Below are 23,686 nucleotides of genomic sequence, written 5' to 3'. Positions count from 1 at the left end.
AATATGGCCCGTTTTTTCATCGACCGCCCTGTTTTTGCATGGGTTATCGCGATTATTATTATGCTCGCCGGAATTCTTTCAATCCGTTCTTTGCCGATTGAGCAATATCCGAAAGTCGCGCCGCCAACGGTTGCCGTTAATGCAAGCTATCCCGGCGCATCGGCTGAAACCGTTGAAAATGCCGTCACGCAGGTTATCGAACAGCGCCTGACCGGCATTGACCATTTGCGCTATTTTACCTCCAGCAGTTCTGACGGCACGATGAGCATTACGCTCACATTCGAACCGGAAGCCGACCCCGATATCGCACAGGTGCAAACCCAGAACAAAGTACAGGGCGCAGTCACACAGCTGCCGCAGGAAGTGCAAGCACTGGGCGTAACGGTCACAAAATCCAATGACAGCTTCTTGCTGGTCGTCGGGCTTTATTCCGAAGACGGCAGCTACAGTCAGGGTGATCTGGGAGATCTGCTGGTCAGTACTTTCCGTGAACCGATTTCGCGTGTCAGCGGCGTCGGGAATGTCCGTATTTTCGGTGACCAATATGCAATGAGGATATGGCTTGATCCGGCAAAACTCTATAGTTACAACCTGACACCGCTGGACGTGCAAAACGCCGTGCAGATTCAGAACACAGATATTTCCGCCGGTCAGCTTGGCGGTATGCCCGCTGCAGAAGGACAGCAGATAAACGCCACAATCAAGGCACAGGCGCGTCTGGAATCCGTTGAGGATTTTGAACGCATTGTCCTGCGTGTTAATACGGACGGATCACAAGTCCGCTTGAAAGATGTCGCAACGCTGGAGCTGGGTTCGGAATCATATGAACGTATTGTCCGTTATAAAAGAAAACCCGCCGCAGGGATGGCCATTACATTGGCAACCGGTGCAAATGCCCTTGAGACTGCCGAACTGGTCAAACAAAAAGTCGAGGAGCTGTCGGAGTTTTTACCGGATAGCATCAAAATCCTGTATCCGCTAGACACAACGCCTTTTATCAAACTGTCAATTGAATCGGTTGTGCATACATTAATCGAAGCGGTCGTGCTGGTCTTTCTGGTCATGCTGCTGTTTTTGCAAAATCTGCGCGCAACGCTGATCCCGACAATTGCCGTGCCGGTTGTGCTGCTCGGCACTTTTGCGATTTTACTCGCCTTTGGCTTCAGCATTAACGTGCTGACCATGTTTGCCATGGTGCTGACCATCGGTCTACTGGTCGATGATGCGATTGTCGTGGTTGAGAATGTGGAACGGATTATGAGCGAAGAAGGGCTACCACCGAAAGAGGCAACCCGCAAATCTATGGATCAGATCACAAGCGCATTGGTCGGGATCGCGGTTGTGCTTTCCACTGTTTTTATCCCGATGGCGTTTTTCGGTGGCTCTGCCGGTGCGATTTACCGTCAGTTTTCGATTACCATTGTTGCCGCCATGAGCTTGTCAGTACTGGTGGCAATGACGCTGTCCCCCTCACTCTGCGCCACCATTCTAAAACATCAGAAAGACGGCAAACGCCGTGCCGATACCGGATTTTTCGGCTGGTTTAATAAATATTTCAACAAAAGTCGTGACGCGTACCAAAAAACTGCGACCTATATGGCACGGCGCATCTTCCGTTTCTTCCTGATTTACGCACTACTGACCGGGGGTATGGTGGCGATTTTTAACCAGCTTCCCGGATCATTCCTTCCGAATGAAGATCAGGGATCGATGTATATGATGGTCAATACACCGCCAAGCTCGACAGCCGAACGGACCCTAGAATCCGTGAAACAAGTCGAAGATTATTTCCTGTCACAGCAAACTGAAAATGTCGAACACCTGTTTACGGTCGTCGGTTTCAGCTTCGCTGGCTCTGCGCAAAATGCCGCCTTCGGCTTTGTCGGTCTGAAAGACTGGTCGGAAAGAACACGGGAAGATCAAAGCGTTTTTGCCATTTCCGGCGCAGCGATGGGCGCACTGTCACAGATTAAAGATGCTTTTGCTTTCGCTTTTTTTCCGCCTCCGATCCGAGAACTTGGCAACGCCTCCGGTTTTGATTTCCAGCTAGTTGACCGCGGCGGATTAAAGCATGATGCTCTGATGGCCGCAAGAAACCAACTGTTGGGCGCAGCGGGACAAAACCCGAAACTCAGCGGCGTACGTCCTAACGGATTAAGTGATGTGCCGCAGTTTAAAATCAATATCGACAGCGAAAAAGCCTCGGCGCTCGGCCTGTCCTTAAGCGACATCAACCGTACGCTACAAATTGCATGGGGCGGCAGCTACGTGAATGACTTCATTGATCAGGGACGCATCAAGCGCGTCTATCTTCAAGCCGATGCGCCGCACCGTATGATGCCGAAAGATCTCGACAGCTGGTATGTCCGTAACAATCAGGGGGAGATGGTACCGTTCAATACTTTCTCCAGTGCGGAATGGACATATGGCTCTCCAAAACTGGAGAGATTTAACGGCAACGCCTCCGCCAATATTCAGGGCGCCCCCGCCGAGGGCATCAGCTCGGGAGATGCGATGGCAGAGATTGAAAAAATCGTCCAGACACTGCCGAAGGGTATCGGTCTGGAATGGTCGGGTATTTCCTATGAGGAACGCGCAGCCGGCGCACAGGCTCCCGCACTTTATGCGCTGTCAGTACTGGTCGTCTTCCTGTGTCTGGCGGCATTGTATGAAAGCTGGGCCGTACCGCTGGCGGTTTTGATGGTGATGCCGCTGGGCATTCTTGGCGCGGTGCTGGCAGCGTTCTGGAAGGAACTGCCGAATGATGTCTATCTGCAGGTCGCTTTGCTGACAACGGTCGGCCTTGCATCCAAAAACGCCATTTTGATTGTGGAATTTGCGAAATCATTAAAGGAGCAAGGCTACAGCCTGATCGAAGCCGTCACAATCGCCGCGCGGCAAAGATTTCGTCCGATTGTCATGACCTCCATGGCCTTTATGCTGGGGGTTGCACCGCTGGCTTTCGCCAAAGGCGCGGGTGCTGCCAGCCAGAACGCTATCGGCATTACCGTGATGGGAGGCATGGCAGCAACGCTTGTTGTGGCGATTTTCTTCGTACCGATGTTTTATGTCATCGTTGAAAAAATTTTTCACCGCGACAAAATAGAAGCAGCCGATCAAAAGCCGCACAAAAAGAAAGATAAATCCGATGATGCGTAAAACCTTATCCATTCTGTTTCTCAGTCTAAGTCTTTCAGGCTGCACGATGATCCCGTATTTTACGCACCCGGATTTCTCCGCCGCATCTTCATGGAGTGAGGTGCCCGGCTATATTGCACCGACCGGTGAAACAATTGCCGCGCAGATGGATTGGAAAAACTTTTTTGAATCGCAGGAATTGTGGCTCATCATCGGTACGGCCTTACAGAACAATAAGGATATTAAACAGGCCGCACTGAATATTGAAGAAGCCCGTGCCATGTACCGCATTACGCGTGCCGATCTGATGCCGAATATCAATGTGCAAAGCGGTGCGACCTATACCGGAACCGGTAAAGATGTCAGCATTATCGGCCAGCGTCAGAATAATGAAATCTACGAAGCCAATATCGGACTGGCATCCTATGAGCTTGATATCTTCGGCAAGATACGCAGCGGCAATCAGTCCGCTTTGAATACATATCTTGCAACACAGGAAGCACACGCGGTCATGCGTAACAGCCTGATTGCCGAAACGGCAAATGCCTATCTGCAATGGCTGGCGGACCGTAAGCTGCTCTCTCTGACAGAGCAGACATTGCAGGCGCAGCAGCGCACATATGACATCCTCTCCAAAAGTCTGGAAAAAGGTCTAGCTACGGAACAGGATGTCGCACGCGCCGCGACCGCCGTGGAAACGGCAAAGGTGAACAAGCATCAATACAGCCGCTTTGTCGCACAGGATCAAAACGCCCTCTTCCTGTTGATGGGCATTCCGCAGGAGGAGGATTTTCTTCCCGTCACATCGCTGGACGATATTCAATTGAAAGATGATCTGGATGCTGGCCTGCCGTCAGAGGTCCTGCTGATGCGCCCCGATATCCGTCAGGCGGAATATGAACTGTTAGCACGCAATGCTGACATCGGCGCGGCACGGGCGGCCTTTTTCCCGCGCATTACTTTAACAGGCAGTTACGGTCTGGCCAGCAACGGGTTATCGGGGCTGTTCAGCAGCGGCGCGGCAGGTGTATGGAGCTTTCTGCCGCAAATCACCCTGCCCATCTTTCAGGGCGGACGAAACAAAGCCAATCTGGAGCTTGCCGAAATCCGCAAAGAAAAAGCCGTTGTCAATTACGAACAGGCCATTCAAACCGCCTTCCGTGAAGTTGCAGATGAACTGGCGGCACGCGCCACATTAGACGAACAATTGAAAGCCCAGCGGCGCCTGGTTGCCGCCGCGCAGAAAGTCTATGATATTTCCGATGCGCGTTATAAATCGGGAATCGACAGCTTTCTTAGCGTGCTTGATGCCCAGCGCGAACTTTATACCTATCAGCAAAACGAGATACAGATCGAACGGCTTCGCCTATCCAATCTGGTAAACCTCTATAAGGTTTTGGGAGGCGGCACCCAATAGCAAATAATTCACAAACGGTTGTTGTAATATCTTAGGCCTCGCGGCAAGTTGTTTTTATTTGATGAAGCGGTACAGGGCTTTAGAATGAAAGCTGTTATTTTGGTTTCAGCCGGGGATGAACGGTGCGGGAGTTGGAAACAAGAAAAGCCCTTGATAAACAAGAGCTTTTTCTTTTTCTGATTGGTTGCGGGGGTAGGATTTGAACCTACGACCTTCAGGTTATGAGCTATGTATCTTTAACCTTAAACCACTAAAATTTAACACTTATTCACGCCAAAACAGACTTATGTGTAAGAAACTGTGTAAATCTTCACATGTCCATTGCGTTCATTTATAGCATAATATGCCGGATATTCAAGCATATCCTGACACAGCGCATTTTTAAGTCCGTTGCACTATCCATGAATTCATTGATATTGATGTTTTATTTTTGAAATTTGACAATAAGAAACTGTGTAAATTTTAGGTATCAAAGCCTGCCCTTCCACTTACTGATTTCCTGCAAAATTGTCTCAAACGTCACCTGCCCTTTGTAATAAAGGGAGGCTGTTTTGCGATATTCCGTCTCATACAGGCTCCGTGTTGCAGGATCAGAGAGCAGAAATGCTTCATTTTCGGAAATGACTTGGTTATCCGCTGCCGGAAAACGCTTTACCTTATGTGCGATATAGTCTTCTGTGCCTATAAAGGACTGAACGTCAGATTGCTGCAAAAGGCAGTAAACATCGTAATAATGACGCAGGAAATTCTTTGAGAATTCTTCCGCCTCCTGCTGTTTTCTGAATTTTGTTGAAATCGTTTGCAGCTTTTCAACCAGCGTATAGCCGGGATGATAGCATTTGACGCGCTTTGCTCTGTTATCAATAATCTCGACTTTTCCTGCCGCAAAATCATATACCCATGAACTGATATCTACCTCCCGGTTTGGCGCAACAGCGTCAAAGCCAAGCTCCAGCAATATCCCTTCTTTCAATCCCGGCAAAACTGCAAAGGCGCTTTCGTAATGCAGTCTCACACCACCGCTGCGGTATTTCTCATCATCGAACTCGTGGTCACGGCTGACAGAGACAATACCGTCGATTTTTATATGATCGGCCAGCCAGTCATAAAAAAGCTTCCGGCTTTCGATATGTGCAGGTTTATCGTGGTTGCGTCCTGTTTTGACCTCCATACCGTCCGGTGGCGCAATGCGGATATCAATATCCTCTGAAAACCGGTCGATAATGCCGTAACCTTTGGAAAGCGAGGTGCCGCCCTTGAGTTCAAATTGAAAACCCGCCCCTTGCAATCCGTAAAGGCAATGCATGATCCAGTAGTCTTTTTCGACCAGCACCGGATCAATCCCCTGCTCTTCCGCGACAATGCGGATGAGTTCCTGAAAACCGGAATGCTGATGAAGATAGGGTAATGGAGGCATTTGCTGTGTCTTTTACGGATCAGAGAGTTTCAAAAAATTTGCGTGTCTTCATCGTGCCATATTCCCGCACGGCGTAAAAGAGCGCTTTTTGATCCATCTCTCGCACTTTTTCTGTAACGCGTCGCAAAAGCGCGTCCGGGTCTTCAGCTAGCCGGTCAAGATTGTTGACCAAATCGACCAGCAGAAACTCCTGCGTCAGCTTTGCGGGAAAGCGCGGACGCATCCGGAAATCAAACATCCGTCCGCCCAGTTTGAAATGCCCGTGGCGTTTGTGATTGTAAATGACCGTTTCATTATAAAGCTGTGTCGTGCCCAGCCCCAGCGCGTTATAGGCATTCGGTGACGTAACCAGAAAGCGGTGATCGCGCAAAAACGCCTCGACCAGCTTTTCTTCATCGGCAGGTGCGTCGCCGAATGGCGTTTTCTTCGGCACATAATACAAACCGCCGGAGAGTTTCTTTAAAACGCCTTTTTTCTGCAAAAGCTGTACATGCCGGTCAACGGCATTTGACCAATGCGCAAGATCAGCGCGGCGATAGACCCGCCCCGCTTTCAGATGATTTTCAAGCTCTTTTACACGCGCCGTCATGTTTTGTCTCCATATCTTTAGTATATGACAATTTTTCAATATTTGCAAGTTTTTTCATTTAAATTTCATGCAATATTATGGAGGAGGCCTAAGCCGCCTCCTGTTGCGCTTGAGGTTGCAGCGCTTTCAGGAAGTCTGCTGCCTTTGCCGCCTGACTTGCGGCCGTGAAGATCGCTTTCTTGTCGGCTTTCAGCACGGTCAGCCAGTTCTCAAGATATGCTGCATGGTCTTGTCGCGGTTCTACTGTGATACCAAGATCAGCACAGAGGAAAGCGGCGCTCAGTTCCGCAACCAGCTCTTCCACCGCATAGGCGTTATCGCCGAAGCGTTTACCGAACTCTCGATTGAGGCGGTGTTTGGCACCTGTCCAGTGGCTGAGTTCATGCAGCAGTGTGGAGTAATAGGCTTCTGTTGCCGTGCTGGTCTTGGAGCCGAGAAAGCGGCTTTGCTCGGGCATGGTGATACTGTCATCTGCCGGGCGGTAAAAGGCACTGTTACCGGTATGCTTGATTGTTGCATTGGTGTGTTTGATGAACTGCTCGACATTATCGAGGATTTCGACCGGATTTTCCGGTACGGGTGCCGGCGGTGCTTCATAGCCATCGACCTGATCGGCGTTAAAGACATATGAGGCTCTGGCGATATAGCGTGTTTCAAGCTCACCATCGGTGTTTTCGATCTCGTCTGTCTTATAGAAGATGACGAGAGAGGATTTTTCGCCTTTGCGGACTTGGCAGTCTTTCTCTTTCCATTGCTTGTATGTGCCCCATGTTCCGGTGCTGAAGCCTTGTGCTTGTGCGGAAACCCAGAGGTTCAGGATATTGATGCCGCGATAGTGATTGCCGGTATTGATGTTGTTTGGACGGTTGAGCCCTGATCCGGCTTGGTGCCAGGGCATTTGCCAGTCGCCTGCGCCTTTCTCGATGGCGGTGATGATGTTCTGCGTTACCCGGCTGTAAATATCTGAATGTTGTTTTGTCATTGTCTTCTTCCTTTTGCTTGGCGTTTGTTGGCCGCGACCGCCGCGGCCGTCTCATGGCAACCGATAGACGGCAGGCCAAGCCAAAGGCGCACTCCAAAGGAGCCGCAACAAAGTGAAGGACGCGAAAAGCGGGCTGTTTCTTGTTTCCCGCGAGGAAGGCGCAGCCGGGGAAGAAACCGACTGCAAAGCGTTGCGCCGCAGGGCGCATGCCGTCAGGTTAGCCACAAAAGAGACGACCGCGCCGGTCAGCGACGATAGGCAAGCTTTAGAAAGGAGGAAGACAAAGTGACAACAATTCAAAAAATTGCTAGCGACAAGGATTACGCAGCGATGCCCATGTCTAAAAATTCGGCACACACAATTGCACGGCGTATAGCCACATGAGTCGCGAAACCTGTTAACAACAGAGACTCTTCGTGCTAATCTGTTGCAAATAATAGAAAGAAAATGGGTGAACCATATGGCAAAAGCACGCCCCCGCAGTCCCGAAGGAATCGATACTTATGTCGGTCACAAGCTTCGACAAGTACGCACTTCTGCAGGTATGTCCCAGACAGATCTTGCTAACGAGCTTGGCATCACCTTTCAACAAATCCAAAAATACGAGAAGGGCACGAACCGCATTAGTGTCTCCCGCCTTTATAGGATAGCGAAACTTCTTGGTGTGTCTTTTGATTTTTTCGTTGATGGCTTTGAAGGTAACTCTCTGAAGTCAAGAGCAACGCCCCAGCAGCAACGCCTGGAAGAAATGCTGACAAATAAAAGTACGATGAAGCTTGCAATGTACTACCAGCTGCTTGATAACAACTTGCAGCAAAACATTCTCAGCATTATGAAAGAAATGGTTGGCGACCCCTAACAAGCCCCCCCCTCTCAGGCAACACAGCATACAAATATATGCTTGAAATGCATCATATTCCCATGCAAAATATTACTATTATAAATTTTAAAAATCATATAAATACGCGTAAACACCATGCAGAAAACAACACGAAGTCCAGACGAGATCGACACGCATATCGGCAAGAACATTCGCAAGTTTCGTCAGCTTGCAGAGCTAACACAGCGTCACCTCGCCGCCGAGCTGGATATGACCTATCAACAAGTTCAGAAATATGAAGCTGGACGAAGCCGTATTGCTGCCGTAAATCTCTACAAGCTGTCTCGCATGTTCGGCGTAACAGTGGATTGCTTTTTTAATGGCTATGAGGATTCATAACGCGCCTCTTAACAATAAGCGTGCCCTAGCCGACAACTGCGCACAATGTGCTTATCAAGCAAAATCCCAATGGATGACGTTTTGCTCAAATCCTTCAACCTGCCTTATAAACAACTCTTTCTGCTCTTGGCTCATTTTTTGAAAGCCACGCAGCACTATAAATTGCTTTAACAGGCCAGTAGTTTCTTTACTATATGTCGCCTTACTGTCAAGCAACTGCACCTCTTCCACTGCCGTTTCTAATATACTGGCCAGTTCCTGCGCATTCTCTCTGGCTGCCTCCTGATAAAGAAAGCATAAAGAGCTCATAACAGAATCGTGAATGCATATTTTTTGTTTTTTCATTTTACGCGACCTTTAGAGCTAGGCTGTCTTGAGACTGAGAATAATATGCAGATTGCAGAGGTTCATTCATCTCTTCTGCATATCTCTCACCAAATTTAAGAACACTTTCATATATCCCGGTTTTTTCACGGATAATTTGCTCCATAATCGGATTTACCGGCATATATCCTGCACGCACTTTGTATCCTGTATTCTCAAGTTCTTTCTCAGGCCCAAGCCATTTCACTTTCCACCCAACTCTCAAAAAAGTGTTCTCCCATATCTTAGGCAGCATAAAGCCTACATAGCCTTCAACGCCGCGCTGTAGCCCCCGCTCCATGTAAGCAACCAGAAGCCTATCCACAACAGGGGTTCTTTCTTCCTTGGTAAGAAGAGAGCGATCCAGCACCAATCTGCTAGCTTCTAAAATTTTGTGATTCTGTGGCAGTCCTTCTGAGAACAAATAACGAAAGTTATCTGATAGCATGTAAGGGATAGTGGTTGGATATGAGCGTGTTACACCAACAACATCACCAGCTTCATTTCTTGCAATATAGTATTCTGTAGCGGGGTTGTCGTATTGGTCGAATTCCATATCCTTCAACACATAGATATCATCCCACTTTTCTTTTCGGATGACCTCACGGTAACGCAGCCGATACTGCGCCGTTAAAAGATTCTCTTTGAAACAGTGAATGTTTGAAATACTTACGCAAGCAACCATCTAACATACTCTCAATACAGTTTAAGACATCATTATTCATGTCTAAACCAACTGTATTGATCGCATAACTACCATATCTAGTAGGAGGAGCGTATTGTGTGTGGCACGATCAGCTGCAAACGAATAGCTTTTGTTACGGCATATATGCGGCCGTTCGCCTGTAACTTTTTAAAAATATTCTTCCAATGGAAGCGCACAGTATGGCTGCTTATACAGAGCAGCATTGATATTTCTTCATCTGTCTTACCTTCAGCCGCCCATGAGAGCACTTCATGCTCTCGGCCTGTCAGATTCACCTTGTATGGCTCCGAGAGCATATCCCTAAATGTTTCATGAAAATACACACTTAAAAGATATGCCTCAGCCAAAAATTCAAAATTTCGTTCTGGAGAAGATGGAACAGAGCTCCTAGCGAGTCCAATTCCAACAATCTCACCGGATATGCCACATAAAGGAATACCTATTCCATCTCCTACACCTGCATCCGATGCCTCATGCATAAAAACGGTTGCAGGCTTGGCAATATCTGGCCCTTTGATCAGGTCATCCCAGAAAAATGGTTTACGTGACGTCATCACCTGTTTTACAACCGGATCAACACCCATATAATTTTTATCGTTATAATGCTTCATCCAATCTTCTGGATAACTCGTCGCCAGTCCATGCTGCTTTGGAAGCCCCAAAGAAGGGTGATCAGTTACCAGACTGTAAGTAATACGATCATACCCATAACCTTGCATAATCGAGCAGAAGCGTTCAAACGCCTTTTCAGGTGTTTCTGCATTGTTGATTAGCTCAATATATTGTTCGAGTTTTTTCATTTACTCAGAACTTTAATAAATAAAATAATAACTAGCAGATATTATAACACAAATTCCATAACAATAAAAACGACAGTAAAACCTCTGACAACACTATAAGCAATCAAATAGAGTATCACTTATCGGTAAATCTACGCGAATGGGCATTGTAGAAAATATATATTACGATATATTCAATACTCAACACTGGTATAACTACTATTAATAAAATTATTGGCCAGAAACATGATAGAAAATGCTAATATATGGCAAGTCTCCACGCCTGATGAGGCGGCGACTGTCCTACTTTCCATTTACGAAACACGCGCAGAAGAAATCGCGCTTTTTAGGGCTTCCAAAGCAGACGTTGCAGGCGACCAGAACACCGCAAGTTTCTGGGAAAACGTGCAATCAATTATTACGCATTCGCGCACCCTATCTTAAATTCCTACCAAAAATTCTTGAGCTTTTAAACACACTTAGATGCAGCACATTTTAAGTCCGTTGCGTCTACTATTATATTATTGATATAAAATGTTTTATTTTATATTTTTTTGAACATGTGTAATAAAGTGTGTAATTTCTGTACTTCATGATACTAGTTTTTCACCGACCATCTATCCAACAAGTATGTTTTCATCCAGCTCTTTAGAGTAGACATGCGGTTTGTATCTTCTGTTTCAAATGCTACCTTATCCTTGAAGAATTTAATCCTTAATTGTATATAATGACAATTATAAAACTTTAAATTTATAAAATGCGTTCTTAATTAGGAGCTTCAAGTATGAACATGATTAAAGTTGGACCGATTCTAGGTGTAGAATCAGACAGCCGTTACACGGTATGCTTCTCTACCAGTAAGTCGATTGAGAAAAGTGTACAATTAAACATAAATGAAAAAGTAATTGACTGCACTCAAATAGGTGAGACACCCTCGTCATTTGTATGGCGAGCCATATATGAGCTGCCAATCAGCGAGGAAGAACAGCACTGCACTTATCAAATTATAATAAATAAAGAGCCTGCCAAGTGCCAAAATGGACGCAATGAATGGACATTTTATTCTCCGGGCAAACATCAAGATCCCAATTTTGTGTACACCTCCTGCAACGGTTTTTCTTCACTAGATTTAATGCACAAAACCCAAAACCCCTATGCTCTCTGGGAAAAAATGCTTAAACATCACGAAAAAAACCCAATTTCCATCATGCTGATGGGGGGAGATCAGCTGTATGGTGATAGCATATGGAGTTCTGTACCAGCACTTCAAAAATGGAACAAGCTGTCTCATAAAGAGAAAACTTATTCGCGCCGAGTATCGAAGACACTTTGCGAGCAAATTGACCGTTTCTATGACCGTCTTTATCAGGAGCGATGGAATAATGCAGCTATGAGCATGATGTTAGCAAGTGCGCCTTCAGTAATGATGTGGGATGATCATGATATTTTTGATGGCTGGGGAAGTTTCCCCGCGGATATCCAAGCTTGCCCCGTCTTCCAACAAATATATTCAACTGCAAAACATTATTTCGAACTTTTTCAAATCCGTTCAAAGAATAACTCGACATTATTGGATAAAAGAGCGGATCATTACGCTTTTGCTCTTACTTTCCGCAATTACCATATTTTAGCTTTGGATAATCGTTCTGAAAGGACTTTAGACCAAGTCATGGGGAGCAAAACACAATGGCCATTAATTAACGAATATCTCAAGACAATCGATGATGACGGGCATCTATTAGTCATGTCTGGCGTGCCTGTAGTCTACCGTGATTTCTCTTTTGCAGAGAGTACAATGGAGGCAACTCCCTGGGAAGAAGAATTAACCGACGATCTGAAAGATCATTGGCGTTCTAAAAACCACCAAGGAGAACGGGCAAGATTAATTCATAGGTTATTAGATAATGTTCAGAGACGAACGCAGAATAGCCCAGACTGCAAGACAGTAATTCTCTCTGGGGATGTTCACATTGGCTGTATTGGAGTTATCCACAATCAAGCAAAGAATTGCAAAATCCATCAAGTGGTATCATCTGGAATTGTCCATCCTGCCCCTAGCCGATTGCAGTGGATAGGGATCATGGCGGTTACCAATGATCGCGAGGAATATTTAGATGAGGATCGCAATATACATATTTCTATGCTGACACCATTTGCCTCTGACCAATATATTCGTAACAGAAATTACATCACGCTATCGATGGGAACCGATAAGAAACTATGGGTAAATTGGGAAAGCGAAGGAAAAGATGCGCCATATTATCCAATTCAATAACTGTCATTCAATTCAATACAATTCACAACAATTACATAAAGGGCTCATATGATGGCTCAATCACTCAAAGTTATGATCTCTAGCCGCTGTGATAGCAAAATTCCATTTTCAGAGGGAGAAGTGTCCTTAACAGATCTTCGTCGAGAACTAAAAACATTAATTGAATCCAAAAGCTTATTTGATGAAAAGCCTTTGTTTTCTGTATGGATCAATGATGAAGATGCCGCAGCTGCAGCTGCAGATGAAGCCTCTTGGGAACATTGTTTAAGACAGGCAGAAGAATCAGAAATATTTGTTTGCCTATACAACGGCGAAGCGGGATGGAGTGCCACCGCAGGAGGGATCGGAATTTGTCACGCTGAATTAGAAAGAGCTCTATGTATGGGGCGCTTAAAAGTAGTTTTGATTGAAATTCCGGAGCCAAATGAAAAATGTCGGGGAGCTGAGCAAACGAGAAATGAGCACTTTCAAGAGTTTGTACACACACAGGGATTATTTCGAGGAAGCACAGTTAGTACAAAAGCAGAAGCCATTCGTAGGATAGAACAATCTATCCAAGAACAAGTAATTAGACTGACTAGGCGAGGAAAGTTTGCTTCTAAAAGAGATAGCTACGATAGAGGAGAAGCACTTAATTGGAGCCGCTTGAGTTTTGCAGCCCGAAAAGCCGCCATCGAAACCATAATGAAAGATTATTTTATCGCTAATGGCGCAACACTAACTTCGAGTAATCATGTGATTTACGAATGGCAAAGCAAAAAACTAAGCTTTATATTGTCCGCTATACCAGGATCACTGGCTGTCGGAGCCGCTAAAGAGTTAGTGGGGCGCCCACAGTTAAATGACCATATTTTTTCAGAACCACTCGAAGTCAATGATTCAATCGGGCCCATTCATGTTATTGCATGCCATAAAGGAGTAACAGAAACTCAGGCAATATCTATTCTTGGGTTTCCCGATGCCGTGGTAATTAAATCAGGCTTCGGCGTCTATGTCGCAGATAACATTCAAAAATGCCAATTGGTATTTCTTGAAGGCTGCCGGGATAGTGCAACAACACGTCAAAATGTGCAGCTTTTCTTTGAGTGGCTTACTTTGTCAGGTGAAGCCCAAGAAATGATAGACAGAGCTTGTGCACGCACTAAAATTATTGCAGAGATAAAAAGGCATGCGTAATTGCTCAATGTCTAGGCTAAAACATTTATTCAATACCATGAATATAAAATAAACTGCTCAACCCAACTCAAACAGCGCAAGCACTTTATTTGTTAATGCTCAATAGGCGTGAACTGTGACAAGTGCTCTCTAAACCACCTTCGTCTACCAAGCTTTCGCCACCTCTCTAACTCAAAACGAAAATCGCACTCCCCTAACCGGGCTCTACATCCACATGGACAAGGCAGCTTGTTTGCGTCGCGTTTACGCTTCCCCAAAGCTGCCAATACCGACAATACTGCCAACTTTCCATTTACGTTGAATAAGCGCTGATAGTCGTCAATTAAACCAGATTCACCGTGAGCAAGATCCCCAAACGGATAAATATCGTGTTTTATTTTATATGAAATAGAATATAAAAAAGGGGCGAGCACCCTTTCTACAAACCCTTGAACTGATGGATCTTCGAACAATATCGATTTAAGATTGATGTCTGAACCAAGGCAAAACGAACCATCCTCGTATGTATGATAATCCGCCGTTCTTGGAATCCTTCTTGTTGTCTCTTGGACTATAGGCAATGATTTCGGATAGTCCGCGAAAAAAGTAATCTTGAGCTGGTAAGTCTCCCGAATTGGCTCGAAGTTCTTCAGTTGTGCATCCAATTCGTACTCACCGTCAAGAACAACTCGTTGAGAATCCAATTCTGCGAGTCGCATGCTAGGATGCAGCGCCAAAAACTCATCAAGCTTTAACCGTGCCCATTGCAACATTACAAATCATACCAAGGCCGCGGATCGGATTCTTGGATCTGCAAAACTGGCGAAACCACGGCGCTAGATATGCCCAAGGCCTGCTCAACCTCGGTCTTATCTAGATTTACCGACAAACCACGGCCTGCCGCTTCACAGATAATCCTGCTATTATTCTTTGAGCAGACGGCTGCAAAATCTGCTTTTGCCTGTAATAACCATCTAAAAAAATTCTCTTGAAGCTTTAAGTGTGCATGCTCTGGTGAATGCCACTTATCAGCGAAATCTTCTTCGGGATTTACAGGGTTAGGGACATAAGGAGCATGTTGTTTAATATGTAACTCCATTGAATTCAGTATACCCGACAACGCTGAAACAAGATCTCCTTCTCCACCATAGGCGTGTGCAGCTAATGTTGTAATGATAACCGAAATTGGTTTCGCTTCTTCACTCCCCTTAAACATCGTATCTCGGTGCCGCTTAAAAAGCTGAATGGCACTTTGAAGAGGCGTCTTCCACCTATAATATGGTAGCGTGTCTATACTAGCTTTTACGACACTCTCTCGCTCAGTCAAAAATACCGATGCTGTTCTCATTCTGCTTTCAAACCAGCGAGCAAAACCTTCAGGGTTACTAATTCTCCAGTTATTGGTCAAAATCTTGTATTCCATATCGGTATTATCAGTGATTGAAACGGCTAGCCCTGCCACAGCCATTGCTAACGTCTCATCCAACCCTGTGGTTTCTATCATTCGTTTCCTTAGGGTGGCTCGTGAAGCCTCCCCTTCTGGGATACACGGCACGACATCCATATGAAAACTCATATCATCCGCATACTCCAATCGCCAACAACGTGCTTTTTCTTTCAAGCTCTCTTGGATTTGTCGTGCCACTCTATATTGTTCCAGCTCATCACCCACCAATACTTTGAGTTGCTCTTGTGTGATTTTTTCTTTTGATAAGCCTCGATGAAGGTTACACCCTATATCGAGATCGTACTCCTCATTCTTATCTGGCTTAATAGCCGTCCCTAGCCTGAAAGAGCCCTGTGAAGAAAAATGCGGATCAAAAGCAAAGCAGGTAGATTCTGGGCGTTGGAACCATTCACCAATATCTTGATATCGCTTCTCTGCAATTTCATAGGCTCTTTCAGGAAGCTCAATAAATTCAAGAATGGATTTCAACACTTTATTTCTTCGATCAATCATCATACAAATCACCTTTTATTTCTAAAGCTTTAACAAATTCCTGTGTCACAACATCATGATCATAAATGAGCCATGGCATATCGACTTTTGGCATACGAATTCTTCCCAACTCAATCGAGCAGGAAACTGGCATAACAGGGAAAATATGCAATGGTGTTTTTGCACCATGTTGCTTCTTAATTTCAACAATTAGACTTCTCATCCGCTGCCTAAACATAGAAACCTGTTGCTTTGCCTTAATAAGATCATTGTGAGGATTCTCTACAGTTATTTCCCAAATAGACACATCATCACCAATTACCCTCGTGATACGGTCTTTAGGCACGTTGTCGCTCAAGGAAACAATTAACGCGACCCTCTCATGATTACGTTCCGGCCTGTGCACGACGTAATCAAATTCGTCTCCACAATCGTGCCATCGCCATCCCTTTGGCTCCCTATGGGGTTGATAACCTTCCACAGAGATTTTATCAGTAAATAGCGCACCCAACTGGACTAGCAGCGGCTGCGGTGCAAGCGCAAATAGAGAAAAATGTTTACAAGCATCATCATCAATGATCGGTACAATTTTTTTCTGAAAGACATTCAAAAGATGTAACGACTCCGCCTGCCAATATTGTGAAGAATTGTCCTTTATTTCAGATTTTGTCGATATCTGTATTGGCCTTTCACTAGCTGGATACCTATGAGGAAACATCCCTCGGACACAATCATGATACTCAATCAATGTTTTCTCTGAGCCAATATTTGCTCCATAAAGTACAACATGAGATTTTTTATCCTGGGCTATGCCAGTCACAATTTCTATCCGCTGTTCATGTAATTCTTTCCACTGAATTAAAAGTTCAGCCGAGTAACGAAGTCCCTCTTTATCCTGATCGATCTTTGTATGGCAATCATAACACATCAGCATCAAATTGCTGACATCATTGAGTCTATCAAGATTGTCCTTGTAAGGGCCGCGTCCTCTCGGCCCTTTTTCCGAAAAGGCATAGATATGGGCTTTTTGAGCAACATTCACAGCCTCCTGAGTAACACACGATGAATATAAAAGCCGATTGTGACCATCAAACTGGCAACGCCCTGCAGCGCGTGCCCACAGCTCTCGTTGAGCCGGGGCGGGAACATATCGTGTAACATCAGAAACCACTTTACCTTACTCCGTTTACACCTTACCTAACACAGGAAGAGAACGTGGCACTATCTCATCCAACACCAAATATCCCCCCGCACAAAGTGATAAAATCGCGATGCACAGCCAGCCTAATTTTTGGCCTCCAGTAATAATCCCTATTAATCCCACGGTCATATGCATAACCCCATTAGCCGTATCATTTTTCCTTTCTCACTCCTTTGAATGGTGTCTTATCGCTGGTTTTTACATCCATAAACCTTCCTGTATTCGCATCACGCTTGACGTAATGACCTGATGGCGTTTTCGTTTGGGAACGAGCACGAACTGCCCCATTGCGCTTACCATCACCTTTGGGCGGATTTGTAGCCATGATATAAGTACCTCCTATCTTTTTTGATTTGCACTTCTGTTAAAATATTTTTTAACAGTAGTTAATATCATGAATTAGCTGGCATAGCATGTCAACCCGTGTTAATGTTTTTTTTAACGGGAGTTGATATATGTCAGAAAAATCGCAACAAGCACGCATCATAAGTCAAAATATCAAACGCTTACGAGACGAAAAGGGATGGAATCAATCCACATTAGCGGCAAAAGCCGGAATTACCCCCGCTGCATTAAGCCAAATCGAAAAAGGAGATAAGCGACTACCAACTTTTGTTGTGTTAAGAAAATTAGCATCAGCGCTAAACGTAGAACCATTTGAGCTAGCTGGCGATGCCCCTCCTCCATCAGGAATAGAGCAAAAGAGTAGGGAGTTTTATCGCCGCTGGGATATACTAGAAGACCTCTCAGATGATGATCAGAAAATGCTCCGAGGAATGGCAGAACGACTTAAGGAAATGACAGATAAATGATCGCGGAGCAGCAGGGTGCAACAGAAGCAGAGAATTTATTGGAAGCGTTAGGTTTTGATACTCTTCCCATTTGCCCAACAAGCATAGTAAGCGCCATTAACTGTGACGGTTTTAAGGTCGCGATGGAAGAGCAACCTTTCAGTTCCGATAAAATCTTGGGTAAAGCTCTTGGTAATGATAAAGGGGCACTTATCTATATAAACACCAACATTTCAGATCCAGGAAGAAAAAAATTTACAGCCGCCCATGAGATTGGTCATGTTTCCATGCACATAATCCCACAGTTAAAAATGTCTTTCGAGTGTGGAAGCAAAGAGTTCTCAAACCCTTTCAATGACCCCGTCGAAAGAGAAGCCAATGGATTTGCGTCTGGTCTATTGATGCCAAGGGTACACATTGCAAAGCACCATAATTGTGAAATAAACTGGAGCAATATTTCATCAATATCCGAGCTATGCGGCACATCATTAGAAGCCACCTATCGCAGACTTAGCTTTCTAGAAAGAACTCCCAGCGCCATGGTTATTCACCATAAGAGCAAATTTCGACGATTTGTGGCATCAGAAAACTTTGGTTTCTACATAGAACACACTCCCCTTTCTGAATATCAAAAATCCTTAGCAGTCGACGTTCAAGATGATCCATACCCATCGGATTTTGACACCACTGATGCATCTGACTGGATAAACCCACAATCTAGAAATATGACACTAGAAACAATCTACTCTAGCACTATCATCCTTAATGATGGTTTTACTTATACATTATTATTTTATGATGAAGATTGTGTCGCGGAAGAATGTGATTATTAATTCTTATAATAATAAAAGCCAATAACACGAAATCAGTTTACTCGATGTTTCAAAAGATAACCGGAATATCTTTTGTCGATGGGTATCCTAAAGGGAGTGCTGAAAATCTCACTTTGGTCTCAATGAAATTGTGCGCATCCAATCTGCACAAGGTTGGTCAGGGTTTTCAGGGGCAGGATGAGCCCTTGAAGCGATGGGGTATTGTTAAAGGGGAGAGCCGCCTTCTCCTCCTTTGACGCGGGATCAAACACCAAGGATGTTTGCAAAACAGACCCCTCTATTGGAGGGTCTGTTTTCAGCCAGGAGGGATGCAACGGGAGGGCGGCTTTGGAGCTCCTTCCCTTGCCAAGATTTGTGCGCAGAAGTTAAAGGATGGTTAATCCTGTACTACAAGCACACATCTTGCAGGTCACAGAGTTGAAAGATATTACACTAAATTTTGAAACGGTGTGGGATATATGATCTGTCCGGCACCAGGGCCCTGTTTATCAAAATGTCGCGCCATGAAGTACTGCCCTGCATATACGCAATCATACTGTATTGCCGCCGCACCGCTAAAGCCAAAGCGTTCGTAATAGCTGGGATCACCCAAAACAAAAACGCTCTGCCAGTTTTCAAGTTCAGCCAAAGAGAGCGCCTCACGGATCAGGCCGCCACCGATTCCGGTCTTTTGATGTTCCGGCAAAACCGCAACCGGTGCAAGCGCCAAAGCGCGCATCGGCGCATCAAGGCGGCTCAGGAGAATATGACCGAGAACTTGCCCCTCCCCACTCAGAGCAACGAGAGAGATCACGGCATCACCGTTGTCGCGCAAGGCATTGACCAGATCAGCCTCCGCTGGCCCTTCAAAAGCCGCGCATTGAAGGTTATGCACGGCTTGAAAATCGCTTTCCGCCTCTTTTCTGATGACCAACGTCATTTGCTTTTATCCTTCTTGGTCTATAACGCTGTTACGGGCACTTTCATCGCTCCAAAGTCGCCGTTCAATGCTATTTTTGGCAAGTGTTGCAGGCTTTTTCCTGACAATACTGCCTATTTCACGCGGAAGCAGCGGCCTATAGGTCTTTTTCTCGCCTTCTACGATGATTTCAGCGGAAATAACCTTAATTGAGACGTAATCGCCATCAATTTCTTCGATTTGCCCTATAATGTGCTGTTTTGCCAGCATGACATGTTTCGCGTTCTTGCCGCGACCGCGTTTCTTATCTGACCAGACCGGCTCTGTCCAGCGGATCACATCTGCTGCGATAAAATTATCTGATGCCGGAACCCATTTCTCATCATCGCTCATAGCAATACTCTCCTTGTAAATAATTCTAGAGAATTTCCTCACGCGTGTAGAGCCTTTTTGGACACAACCTCTAATTTATGTTAAAATATAAGAGTCAAGAGGGAGTGTTGGGTAATGGAGAGTGACGGCAAAAACTTGCCGCCGTTTTCTATCCGTCTAAGTAAGGAAGAACGGCAGCAGTTAAGAACGCGCGCCGGGCGTATGCCGGTCAGCGCCTATATTCGCTTTATGCTCTTTGAGCTCCCTACCCCGCGCCGTCATGCTGCCAATATCTCCGAGAATAAAGAACTGATCGAACGGCTCTTGCACCGTCTCGGAAATACACGTATCTCCAGCAACCTTAATCAACTGGCAAAAGCCAGCAATAGCGGCGCTCTACCGCTAGATGAAGAAACACATGCCCTGCTTCATGAAGCCTGCAATGCAGTTCTCGACATACGCGAGGAGCTATCTCTGGCGCTTGGGCGTAAAGCCAAGGGCAACTCAGGAGAAGAGCAATGATCCTGAAAGCCAGCCAGCGCAAAGGCGCTGCTGCACTGGCGGCGCATCTTCTCAAAGGTGACGAGAACGAACATGTCACCGTCCATGAGATACGAGGATTTATCGCCCAAGACGTGCTGGGCGCTCTCCAAGAAGCAGAAATGACCAGTCTGGCAACAATGTGCCAGCAATACCTCTTCTCCCTGAGCCTCAATCCGCCGGAAGGTGAATTAGTAACCATTGAAGACTTTGAAAACGCGATTGCGCGTATTGAAAAGAGCTTGGGGCTGGAAGGCCAGCCCCGCGTCATCGTCTTCCATGAAAAGAAAGGCCGCAGGCATTGCCATTGTGTTTGGTCCCGCATCTATGATGCGGGTCATAAACTCAAAGCCATCAATATGGCGCATTTCAAGAATAAGCTGTTTTCTGTGGCAAAAGAGCTGTTCCTGCATCACAAATGGAAGCTGCCCAAAGGCTTTATCCGCAAAGAAGACAGCAGTCCCACCAATTACACCCTCCATGAATGGCAGCAAGCCGAACGTCTAAAAAATGACCCAGTTAAGCTGAAGGCATTCTTTCAGGAATGCTGGAATGGCTCTGATAGCAAGCAAAGCTTTGCAGGTGCTCTGCAAGAGCGTGGGTATTATCTCGCCAAAGGCGACCAGCGCGGCTATGTGGCCGTGGATTTTGAAGGGGAAGTCTATTCGCTCTCACGCTGGCTGGGCGCAAAGAAAAAAGAACTGAAAGCAAAACTTGGTGCTTATGAAGAGCTGCCAACGGCAGATCAGGCACGAGATTTTCTGCAAAGCCGGATGCAGCAAAGCACTGCGCAGCTCTTGGCTGAAAAACGGGCGCTGTTCAAGAAACGCAAAAAGCCTGTAGTGCAGGAACTGCGGCAGCTTGTGAATATTCAGCGCAAAGAGCGTGAAGACCTACTGGAGCGCCAACGGCAAAGATGGGTTGAAGAGACCAAAGCCCGCGCCGGGCGTTTTGCCAAGGGTATGACCGGCATCTGGGATGCGGTTTCAGGGAAGAATGCCGCAATCAAAGCATTCAACACACAAGAGGCTAAAACTGCACATAAACGCGACCGTGCCGAGATGGAGGTAATGGTGCGGCGGCATCTGGAAGAAAGCCGCGAGCTGCACAAAACGCTGCACTTCTACAAAGACCAGCATAGAGAAGAAGAATGGCAGCTTAAGAAACAGATTGCCGGGCATATCAATGCCGCAACAGCACCTGATAAGCCGAAAGACAGCCAGCAGGCCATCAAAGAGCAACTGGCCAAGCTGGAGAGCAAGATTGCGTCCCTATCGGGTGATATTGCCAGTCTACAAGCCTCGCTGGACAGCGCCCTTCTCTCCGATGATATGAAAGCGAAAATCCGTGCATTAATTCTGAAGGCGCAAGAAACAATCATGGCCGAGAAGGTGCAGAAAAAGCGTGAAGAGATTAAACTGCAGGAAACAGCAGATGCCGCAAAACTGATGCAGTTGCAGCAAGAGCTATATAGAAGCATACAATCATATGAAAGGCTGCAACAGCAGCAGGAAGAGCAGAAACGGCAAGTAGCCGCGAATACGGCGTTTTACGCCCGTATTCAGCATATGAGCTATGATCTGAACGGTCTGCCGCTTTATCCGCTGAAAGTAGCGGCTCCGCCGGGCGAGATGTTCAATGAAGCGCGTTACAAAAAGACCTTAAAACGCGAGAGCAATACCAGTCTTGCGAGAACCGTCAAAACAGCGCCACCGAAGAAGAAGCATGTGACAACGACCGGCCTCAAACAATCGACTCTGACGGTTTCAGAAGTGCTGAAACGCGGTAAAATACCACCGCTAAACGGCAGTAAGACAACGCGCACTCCTGCGTTTAATGTCAAAGCTAAAGTGAAGTTGAGCAAGATCAAGGCACAACCTCTAGTAACGCCGCAGAAATAGAAAAAATTAATCATATCTCATTGTTTTTAATTGCTTACTTGCGATGAATGATATATGTCATTCAATCTCAATCCATACATGGCATTAATGTAATGTAATTTAAGGATTGTATACTTTCCCCTTTACCTATCCGTCAGCAGTTCTAAAATGGTGGGCATATTTTGATTCTTTTGTGGGGGCGTTATGAGAAAAAATGTTTTTATTATTACTATGCTATTATTAGCAAATATTTTTTATTCTACAATAATAAATGCTAGTAGCGCGGCGACAGAAACAGTTAATGAACAACCTAACACTTTAGTTTCTGATATTTGCACTCATGTAAGCGCAGATCAAGCTACTGGTTTTACTTCAGAGTTTTATCCTATGCTTTTAAATAGTGTGAAAGCTATTTTTGTCACCGTAGAGTTGGAGAAGAATCGTAATTTAGACGAAACAGTCTTATTTCAAAAGAATGAGGTTGCCAATTTGACTGAATGCGTTTTGCGTAAACATACTAATATTCCCATCTATTCTTCAGAAGAGCAAAGTACGAATAACACGCGAGATAGCGTGCATATTATAGTCAATCTCCGGCTAAAAACTATGGACGTAGCCAACCTTGATCCTTTCGTAATTATAACAGTGCGTTTCGAAAGAAATAAGCCTAGCGTTTTTTCAAATAAACGGATGAGGTACTGCGCGGACACCTTTTTGCTACCCAATAGCCTTTATGCACAGCAGCATGCACTGACAAAAGCGATGCAATACTGTCTAAGACCATATTAACAGCTTAATTTATGGAGAGAGAGATGAGCGACATAGTATTTGAAGACTTTGAAGCTATTGTGATGAGTTATAATGAAAGCTACTGGAACTGGACAACAATTCCAGATTTTCTACTAGAACCGGAACAAGATGGAAAATACCACATCACTTACTCCTTCATGACAACTCAAAACGATGCGGCTCACTACAACGTTGCTGGAATTAGCGTTCTGGATTTGTCGCTGCAAAACGAACTATACGATAAATTTTCTGTTATTTCTATGGATTTACAAACGACTATTTCTGCCATTTTAAATCCTACGGAGACATATTCCGCTTTGTTTAGTGATGTTACGAACATCACTTTCAGCACAGCAACATCTGGGCGAGGAATGATTGACTTCGGCGCAACCGTTTCTGCAGG

The 23,686-nt window shown here is 45.5% G+C and carries 23 protein-coding genes; 11 read left to right on the top strand and 12 right to left on the bottom strand.

Annotation, left to right across the window (positions count from 1 at the left end):
* The first annotated feature begins 3 nt into the window (after positions 1–3).
* Both HND56_05225 and HND56_05220 read left to right on the top strand, forming a co-directional pair.
* A complete protein-coding gene (locus HND56_05225; protein QKK05124.1) occupies positions 4–3,159 on the top strand; it encodes an efflux RND transporter permease subunit in 3,156 nt (1,051 codons plus the stop codon).
* Positions 3,152–4,555 (top strand): efflux transporter outer membrane subunit, encoded by a 1,404-nt coding sequence (locus HND56_05220; GenBank protein QKK06564.1) that lies wholly within the window; start codon positions 3,152–3,154, stop codon positions 4,553–4,555. Before HND56_05225 ends, HND56_05220 begins: the two co-directional genes overlap by 8 nt.
* Positions 4,556–5,024: 469 nt before the next feature.
* Here HND56_05220 and HND56_05215 read toward each other — a convergent pair whose 3' ends face one another.
* The 3 genes from HND56_05215 to HND56_05205 form a co-directional block, all read right to left on the bottom strand.
* The gene (locus tag HND56_05215; protein QKK05123.1) at positions 5,025–5,972 is read right to left on the bottom strand and encodes a nucleotidyl transferase AbiEii/AbiGii toxin family protein; all 948 of its coding nucleotides are present in this window, start codon (positions 5,970–5,972) and stop codon (positions 5,025–5,027) included.
* 19 nt (positions 5,973–5,991) lie between these two features.
* Positions 5,992–6,561, bottom strand: coding sequence for a hypothetical protein (locus HND56_05210; protein ID QKK05122.1), 570 nt, complete (start codon positions 6,559–6,561; stop codon positions 5,992–5,994).
* Between the two features lie 88 nt (positions 6,562–6,649).
* Positions 6,650–7,543 (bottom strand): DUF1738 domain-containing protein, encoded by an 894-nt coding sequence (locus HND56_05205; protein ID QKK05121.1) that lies wholly within the window; start codon positions 7,541–7,543, stop codon positions 6,650–6,652.
* 460 nt (positions 7,544–8,003) lie between these two features.
* Between HND56_05205 and HND56_05200 the strand changes: the two genes are divergently transcribed.
* The gene (locus HND56_05200; protein QKK05120.1) at positions 8,004–8,402 is read left to right on the top strand and encodes a helix-turn-helix transcriptional regulator; all 399 of its coding nucleotides are present in this window, start codon (positions 8,004–8,006) and stop codon (positions 8,400–8,402) included.
* Positions 8,403–8,519: 117 nt separating this feature from the next.
* A complete protein-coding gene (locus HND56_05195) occupies positions 8,520–8,762 on the top strand; it encodes a helix-turn-helix transcriptional regulator (GenBank protein ID QKK05119.1) in 243 nt (80 codons plus the stop codon).
* A gap of 54 nt (positions 8,763–8,816) precedes the next feature.
* Here HND56_05195 and HND56_05190 read toward each other — a convergent pair whose 3' ends face one another.
* The 3 genes from HND56_05190 to HND56_05180 all read right to left on the bottom strand — a co-directional run bounded on the left by HND56_05190 (position 8,817) and on the right by HND56_05180 (position 10,631).
* Positions 8,817–9,107: a hypothetical protein gene (locus HND56_05190; protein QKK05118.1), complete on the bottom strand. Its 291-nt coding sequence runs from the start codon at positions 9,105–9,107 to the stop codon at positions 8,817–8,819.
* 1 nt (position 9,108) lies between these two features.
* Entirely contained in the window at positions 9,109–9,810 is a 702-nt protein-coding gene (locus HND56_05185) for a hypothetical protein (protein ID QKK05117.1), read from the bottom strand.
* Between the two features lie 77 nt (positions 9,811–9,887).
* A complete protein-coding gene (locus HND56_05180) occupies positions 9,888–10,631 on the bottom strand; it encodes a LuxR family transcriptional regulator (GenBank protein ID QKK05116.1) in 744 nt (247 codons plus the stop codon).
* Between the two features lie 763 nt (positions 10,632–11,394).
* Here HND56_05180 and HND56_05175 point away from each other — a divergent pair.
* Positions 11,395–12,885, top strand: a complete 1,491-nt coding sequence (locus tag HND56_05175) for an alkaline phosphatase family protein (protein ID QKK05115.1) — start codon at positions 11,395–11,397, stop codon at positions 12,883–12,885.
* A 48-nt stretch (positions 12,886–12,933) separates the two neighbouring features.
* Entirely contained in the window at positions 12,934–14,061 is a 1,128-nt protein-coding gene (locus tag HND56_05170) for a DUF4062 domain-containing protein (GenBank protein QKK05114.1), read from the top strand.
* A 92-nt stretch (positions 14,062–14,153) separates the two neighbouring features.
* On the opposite strand, the gene HND56_05165 is transcribed toward HND56_05170, so the two are convergent.
* From HND56_05165 to HND56_05150, 4 genes are all read right to left on the bottom strand, one after another.
* A complete protein-coding gene (locus HND56_05165; GenBank protein ID QKK05113.1) occupies positions 14,154–14,813 on the bottom strand; it encodes a hypothetical protein in 660 nt (219 codons plus the stop codon).
* Positions 14,813–16,003: a nucleotidyltransferase gene (locus HND56_05160; protein ID QKK05112.1), complete on the bottom strand. Its 1,191-nt coding sequence runs from the start codon at positions 16,001–16,003 to the stop codon at positions 14,813–14,815. Before HND56_05160 ends, HND56_05165 begins: the two co-directional genes overlap by 1 nt.
* A complete protein-coding gene (locus HND56_05155) occupies positions 15,993–17,150 on the bottom strand; it encodes an SAVED domain-containing protein (GenBank protein QKK05111.1) in 1,158 nt (385 codons plus the stop codon). The genes HND56_05160 and HND56_05155 overlap by 11 nt, the downstream gene beginning before the upstream one ends.
* Positions 17,151–17,331: 181 nt before the next feature.
* Entirely contained in the window at positions 17,332–17,505 is a 174-nt protein-coding gene (locus HND56_05150; protein ID QKK05110.1) for a hypothetical protein, read from the bottom strand.
* A gap of 130 nt (positions 17,506–17,635) precedes the next feature.
* On the opposite strand from HND56_05150, the gene HND56_05145 reads away from it, so the two are divergent.
* Together HND56_05145 and HND56_05140 are read left to right on the top strand one after the other, a co-directional pair.
* Complete coding sequence (locus HND56_05145) at positions 17,636–17,992, top strand: helix-turn-helix transcriptional regulator (protein ID QKK05109.1); 357 nt, start codon at positions 17,636–17,638, stop codon at positions 17,990–17,992.
* Complete coding sequence (locus HND56_05140; GenBank protein ID QKK06563.1) at positions 17,992–18,804, top strand: ImmA/IrrE family metallo-endopeptidase; 813 nt, start codon at positions 17,992–17,994, stop codon at positions 18,802–18,804. Before HND56_05145 ends, HND56_05140 begins: the two co-directional genes overlap by 1 nt.
* Positions 18,805–19,231: 427 nt before the next feature.
* Here HND56_05140 and HND56_05135 read toward each other — a convergent pair whose 3' ends face one another.
* Together HND56_05135 and HND56_05130 are read right to left on the bottom strand one after the other, a co-directional pair.
* On the bottom strand, positions 19,232–19,723 hold the full coding sequence (locus HND56_05135) for an N-acetyltransferase (GenBank protein QKK05108.1): 492 nt from the start codon (positions 19,721–19,723) through the stop codon (positions 19,232–19,234).
* A 6-nt stretch (positions 19,724–19,729) separates the two neighbouring features.
* Positions 19,730–20,095 (bottom strand): hypothetical protein, encoded by a 366-nt coding sequence (locus tag HND56_05130; protein ID QKK05107.1) that lies wholly within the window; start codon positions 20,093–20,095, stop codon positions 19,730–19,732.
* A 114-nt stretch (positions 20,096–20,209) separates the two neighbouring features.
* On the opposite strand from HND56_05130, the gene HND56_05125 reads away from it, so the two are divergent.
* The 3 genes from HND56_05125 to HND56_05115 all read left to right on the top strand — a co-directional run bounded on the left by HND56_05125 (position 20,210) and on the right by HND56_05115 (position 23,283).
* A complete protein-coding gene (locus HND56_05125; protein ID QKK05106.1) occupies positions 20,210–20,596 on the top strand; it encodes a hypothetical protein in 387 nt (128 codons plus the stop codon).
* Complete coding sequence (locus HND56_05120) at positions 20,593–22,515, top strand: hypothetical protein (protein QKK05105.1); 1,923 nt, start codon at positions 20,593–20,595, stop codon at positions 22,513–22,515. The genes HND56_05125 and HND56_05120 overlap by 4 nt, the downstream gene beginning before the upstream one ends.
* A gap of 183 nt (positions 22,516–22,698) precedes the next feature.
* Positions 22,699–23,283, top strand: coding sequence for a hypothetical protein (locus HND56_05115; protein QKK05104.1), 585 nt, complete (start codon positions 22,699–22,701; stop codon positions 23,281–23,283).
* Positions 23,284–23,686: the final 403 nt, after the last annotated feature.

This window comes from Pseudomonadota bacterium (assembly GCA_013285465.1).
Classification (GTDB): Bacteria; Pseudomonadota; Alphaproteobacteria; order Micavibrionales; family CSBR16-224; genus CSBR16-224.
Note: the sequence above shows the minus strand (reverse complement) of the source record. Positions and strands in the feature narration are given on the sequence as shown.

Coding starts and splice junctions, on each gene's coding strand:
- HND56_05165 (QKK05113.1), bottom strand. CDS start 14,813: ATGTTGCAATGGGCACGGTTAAAGCTTGATGAGTTTTTGGCGCTGCAT.
- HND56_05160 (QKK05112.1), bottom strand. CDS start 16,003: ATGATGATTGATCGAAGAAATAAAGTGTTGAAATCCATTCTTGAATTT.
- HND56_05145 (QKK05109.1), top strand. CDS start 17,636: ATGTCAGAAAAATCGCAACAAGCACGCATCATAAGTCAAAATATCAAA.
- HND56_05175 (QKK05115.1), top strand. CDS start 11,395: ATGAACATGATTAAAGTTGGACCGATTCTAGGTGTAGAATCAGACAGC.
- HND56_05170 (QKK05114.1), top strand. CDS start 12,934: ATGATGGCTCAATCACTCAAAGTTATGATCTCTAGCCGCTGTGATAGC.
- HND56_05125 (QKK05106.1), top strand. CDS start 20,210: ATGGAGAGTGACGGCAAAAACTTGCCGCCGTTTTCTATCCGTCTAAGT.
- HND56_05180 (QKK05116.1), bottom strand. CDS start 10,631: ATGAAAAAACTCGAACAATATATTGAGCTAATCAACAATGCAGAAACA.
- HND56_05135 (QKK05108.1), bottom strand. CDS start 19,723: ATGACGTTGGTCATCAGAAAAGAGGCGGAAAGCGATTTTCAAGCCGTG.
- HND56_05195 (QKK05119.1), top strand. CDS start 8,520: ATGCAGAAAACAACACGAAGTCCAGACGAGATCGACACGCATATCGGC.
- HND56_05205 (QKK05121.1), bottom strand. CDS start 7,543: ATGACAAAACAACATTCAGATATTTACAGCCGGGTAACGCAGAACATC.
- HND56_05120 (QKK05105.1), top strand. CDS start 20,593: ATGATCCTGAAAGCCAGCCAGCGCAAAGGCGCTGCTGCACTGGCGGCG.
- HND56_05150 (QKK05110.1), bottom strand. CDS start 17,505: ATGGCTACAAATCCGCCCAAAGGTGATGGTAAGCGCAATGGGGCAGTT.
- HND56_05215 (QKK05123.1), bottom strand. CDS start 5,972: ATGCCTCCATTACCCTATCTTCATCAGCATTCCGGTTTTCAGGAACTC.
- HND56_05185 (QKK05117.1), bottom strand. CDS start 9,810: ATGGTTGCTTGCGTAAGTATTTCAAACATTCACTGTTTCAAAGAGAAT.
- HND56_05115 (QKK05104.1), top strand. CDS start 22,699: ATGAGAAAAAATGTTTTTATTATTACTATGCTATTATTAGCAAATATT.
- HND56_05130 (QKK05107.1), bottom strand. CDS start 20,095: ATGAGCGATGATGAGAAATGGGTTCCGGCATCAGATAATTTTATCGCA.
- HND56_05220 (QKK06564.1), top strand. CDS start 3,152: ATGCGTAAAACCTTATCCATTCTGTTTCTCAGTCTAAGTCTTTCAGGC.
- HND56_05210 (QKK05122.1), bottom strand. CDS start 6,561: ATGACGGCGCGTGTAAAAGAGCTTGAAAATCATCTGAAAGCGGGGCGG.
- HND56_05190 (QKK05118.1), bottom strand. CDS start 9,107: ATGAAAAAACAAAAAATATGCATTCACGATTCTGTTATGAGCTCTTTA.
- HND56_05200 (QKK05120.1), top strand. CDS start 8,004: ATGGCAAAAGCACGCCCCCGCAGTCCCGAAGGAATCGATACTTATGTC.
- HND56_05225 (QKK05124.1), top strand. CDS start 4: ATGGCCCGTTTTTTCATCGACCGCCCTGTTTTTGCATGGGTTATCGCG.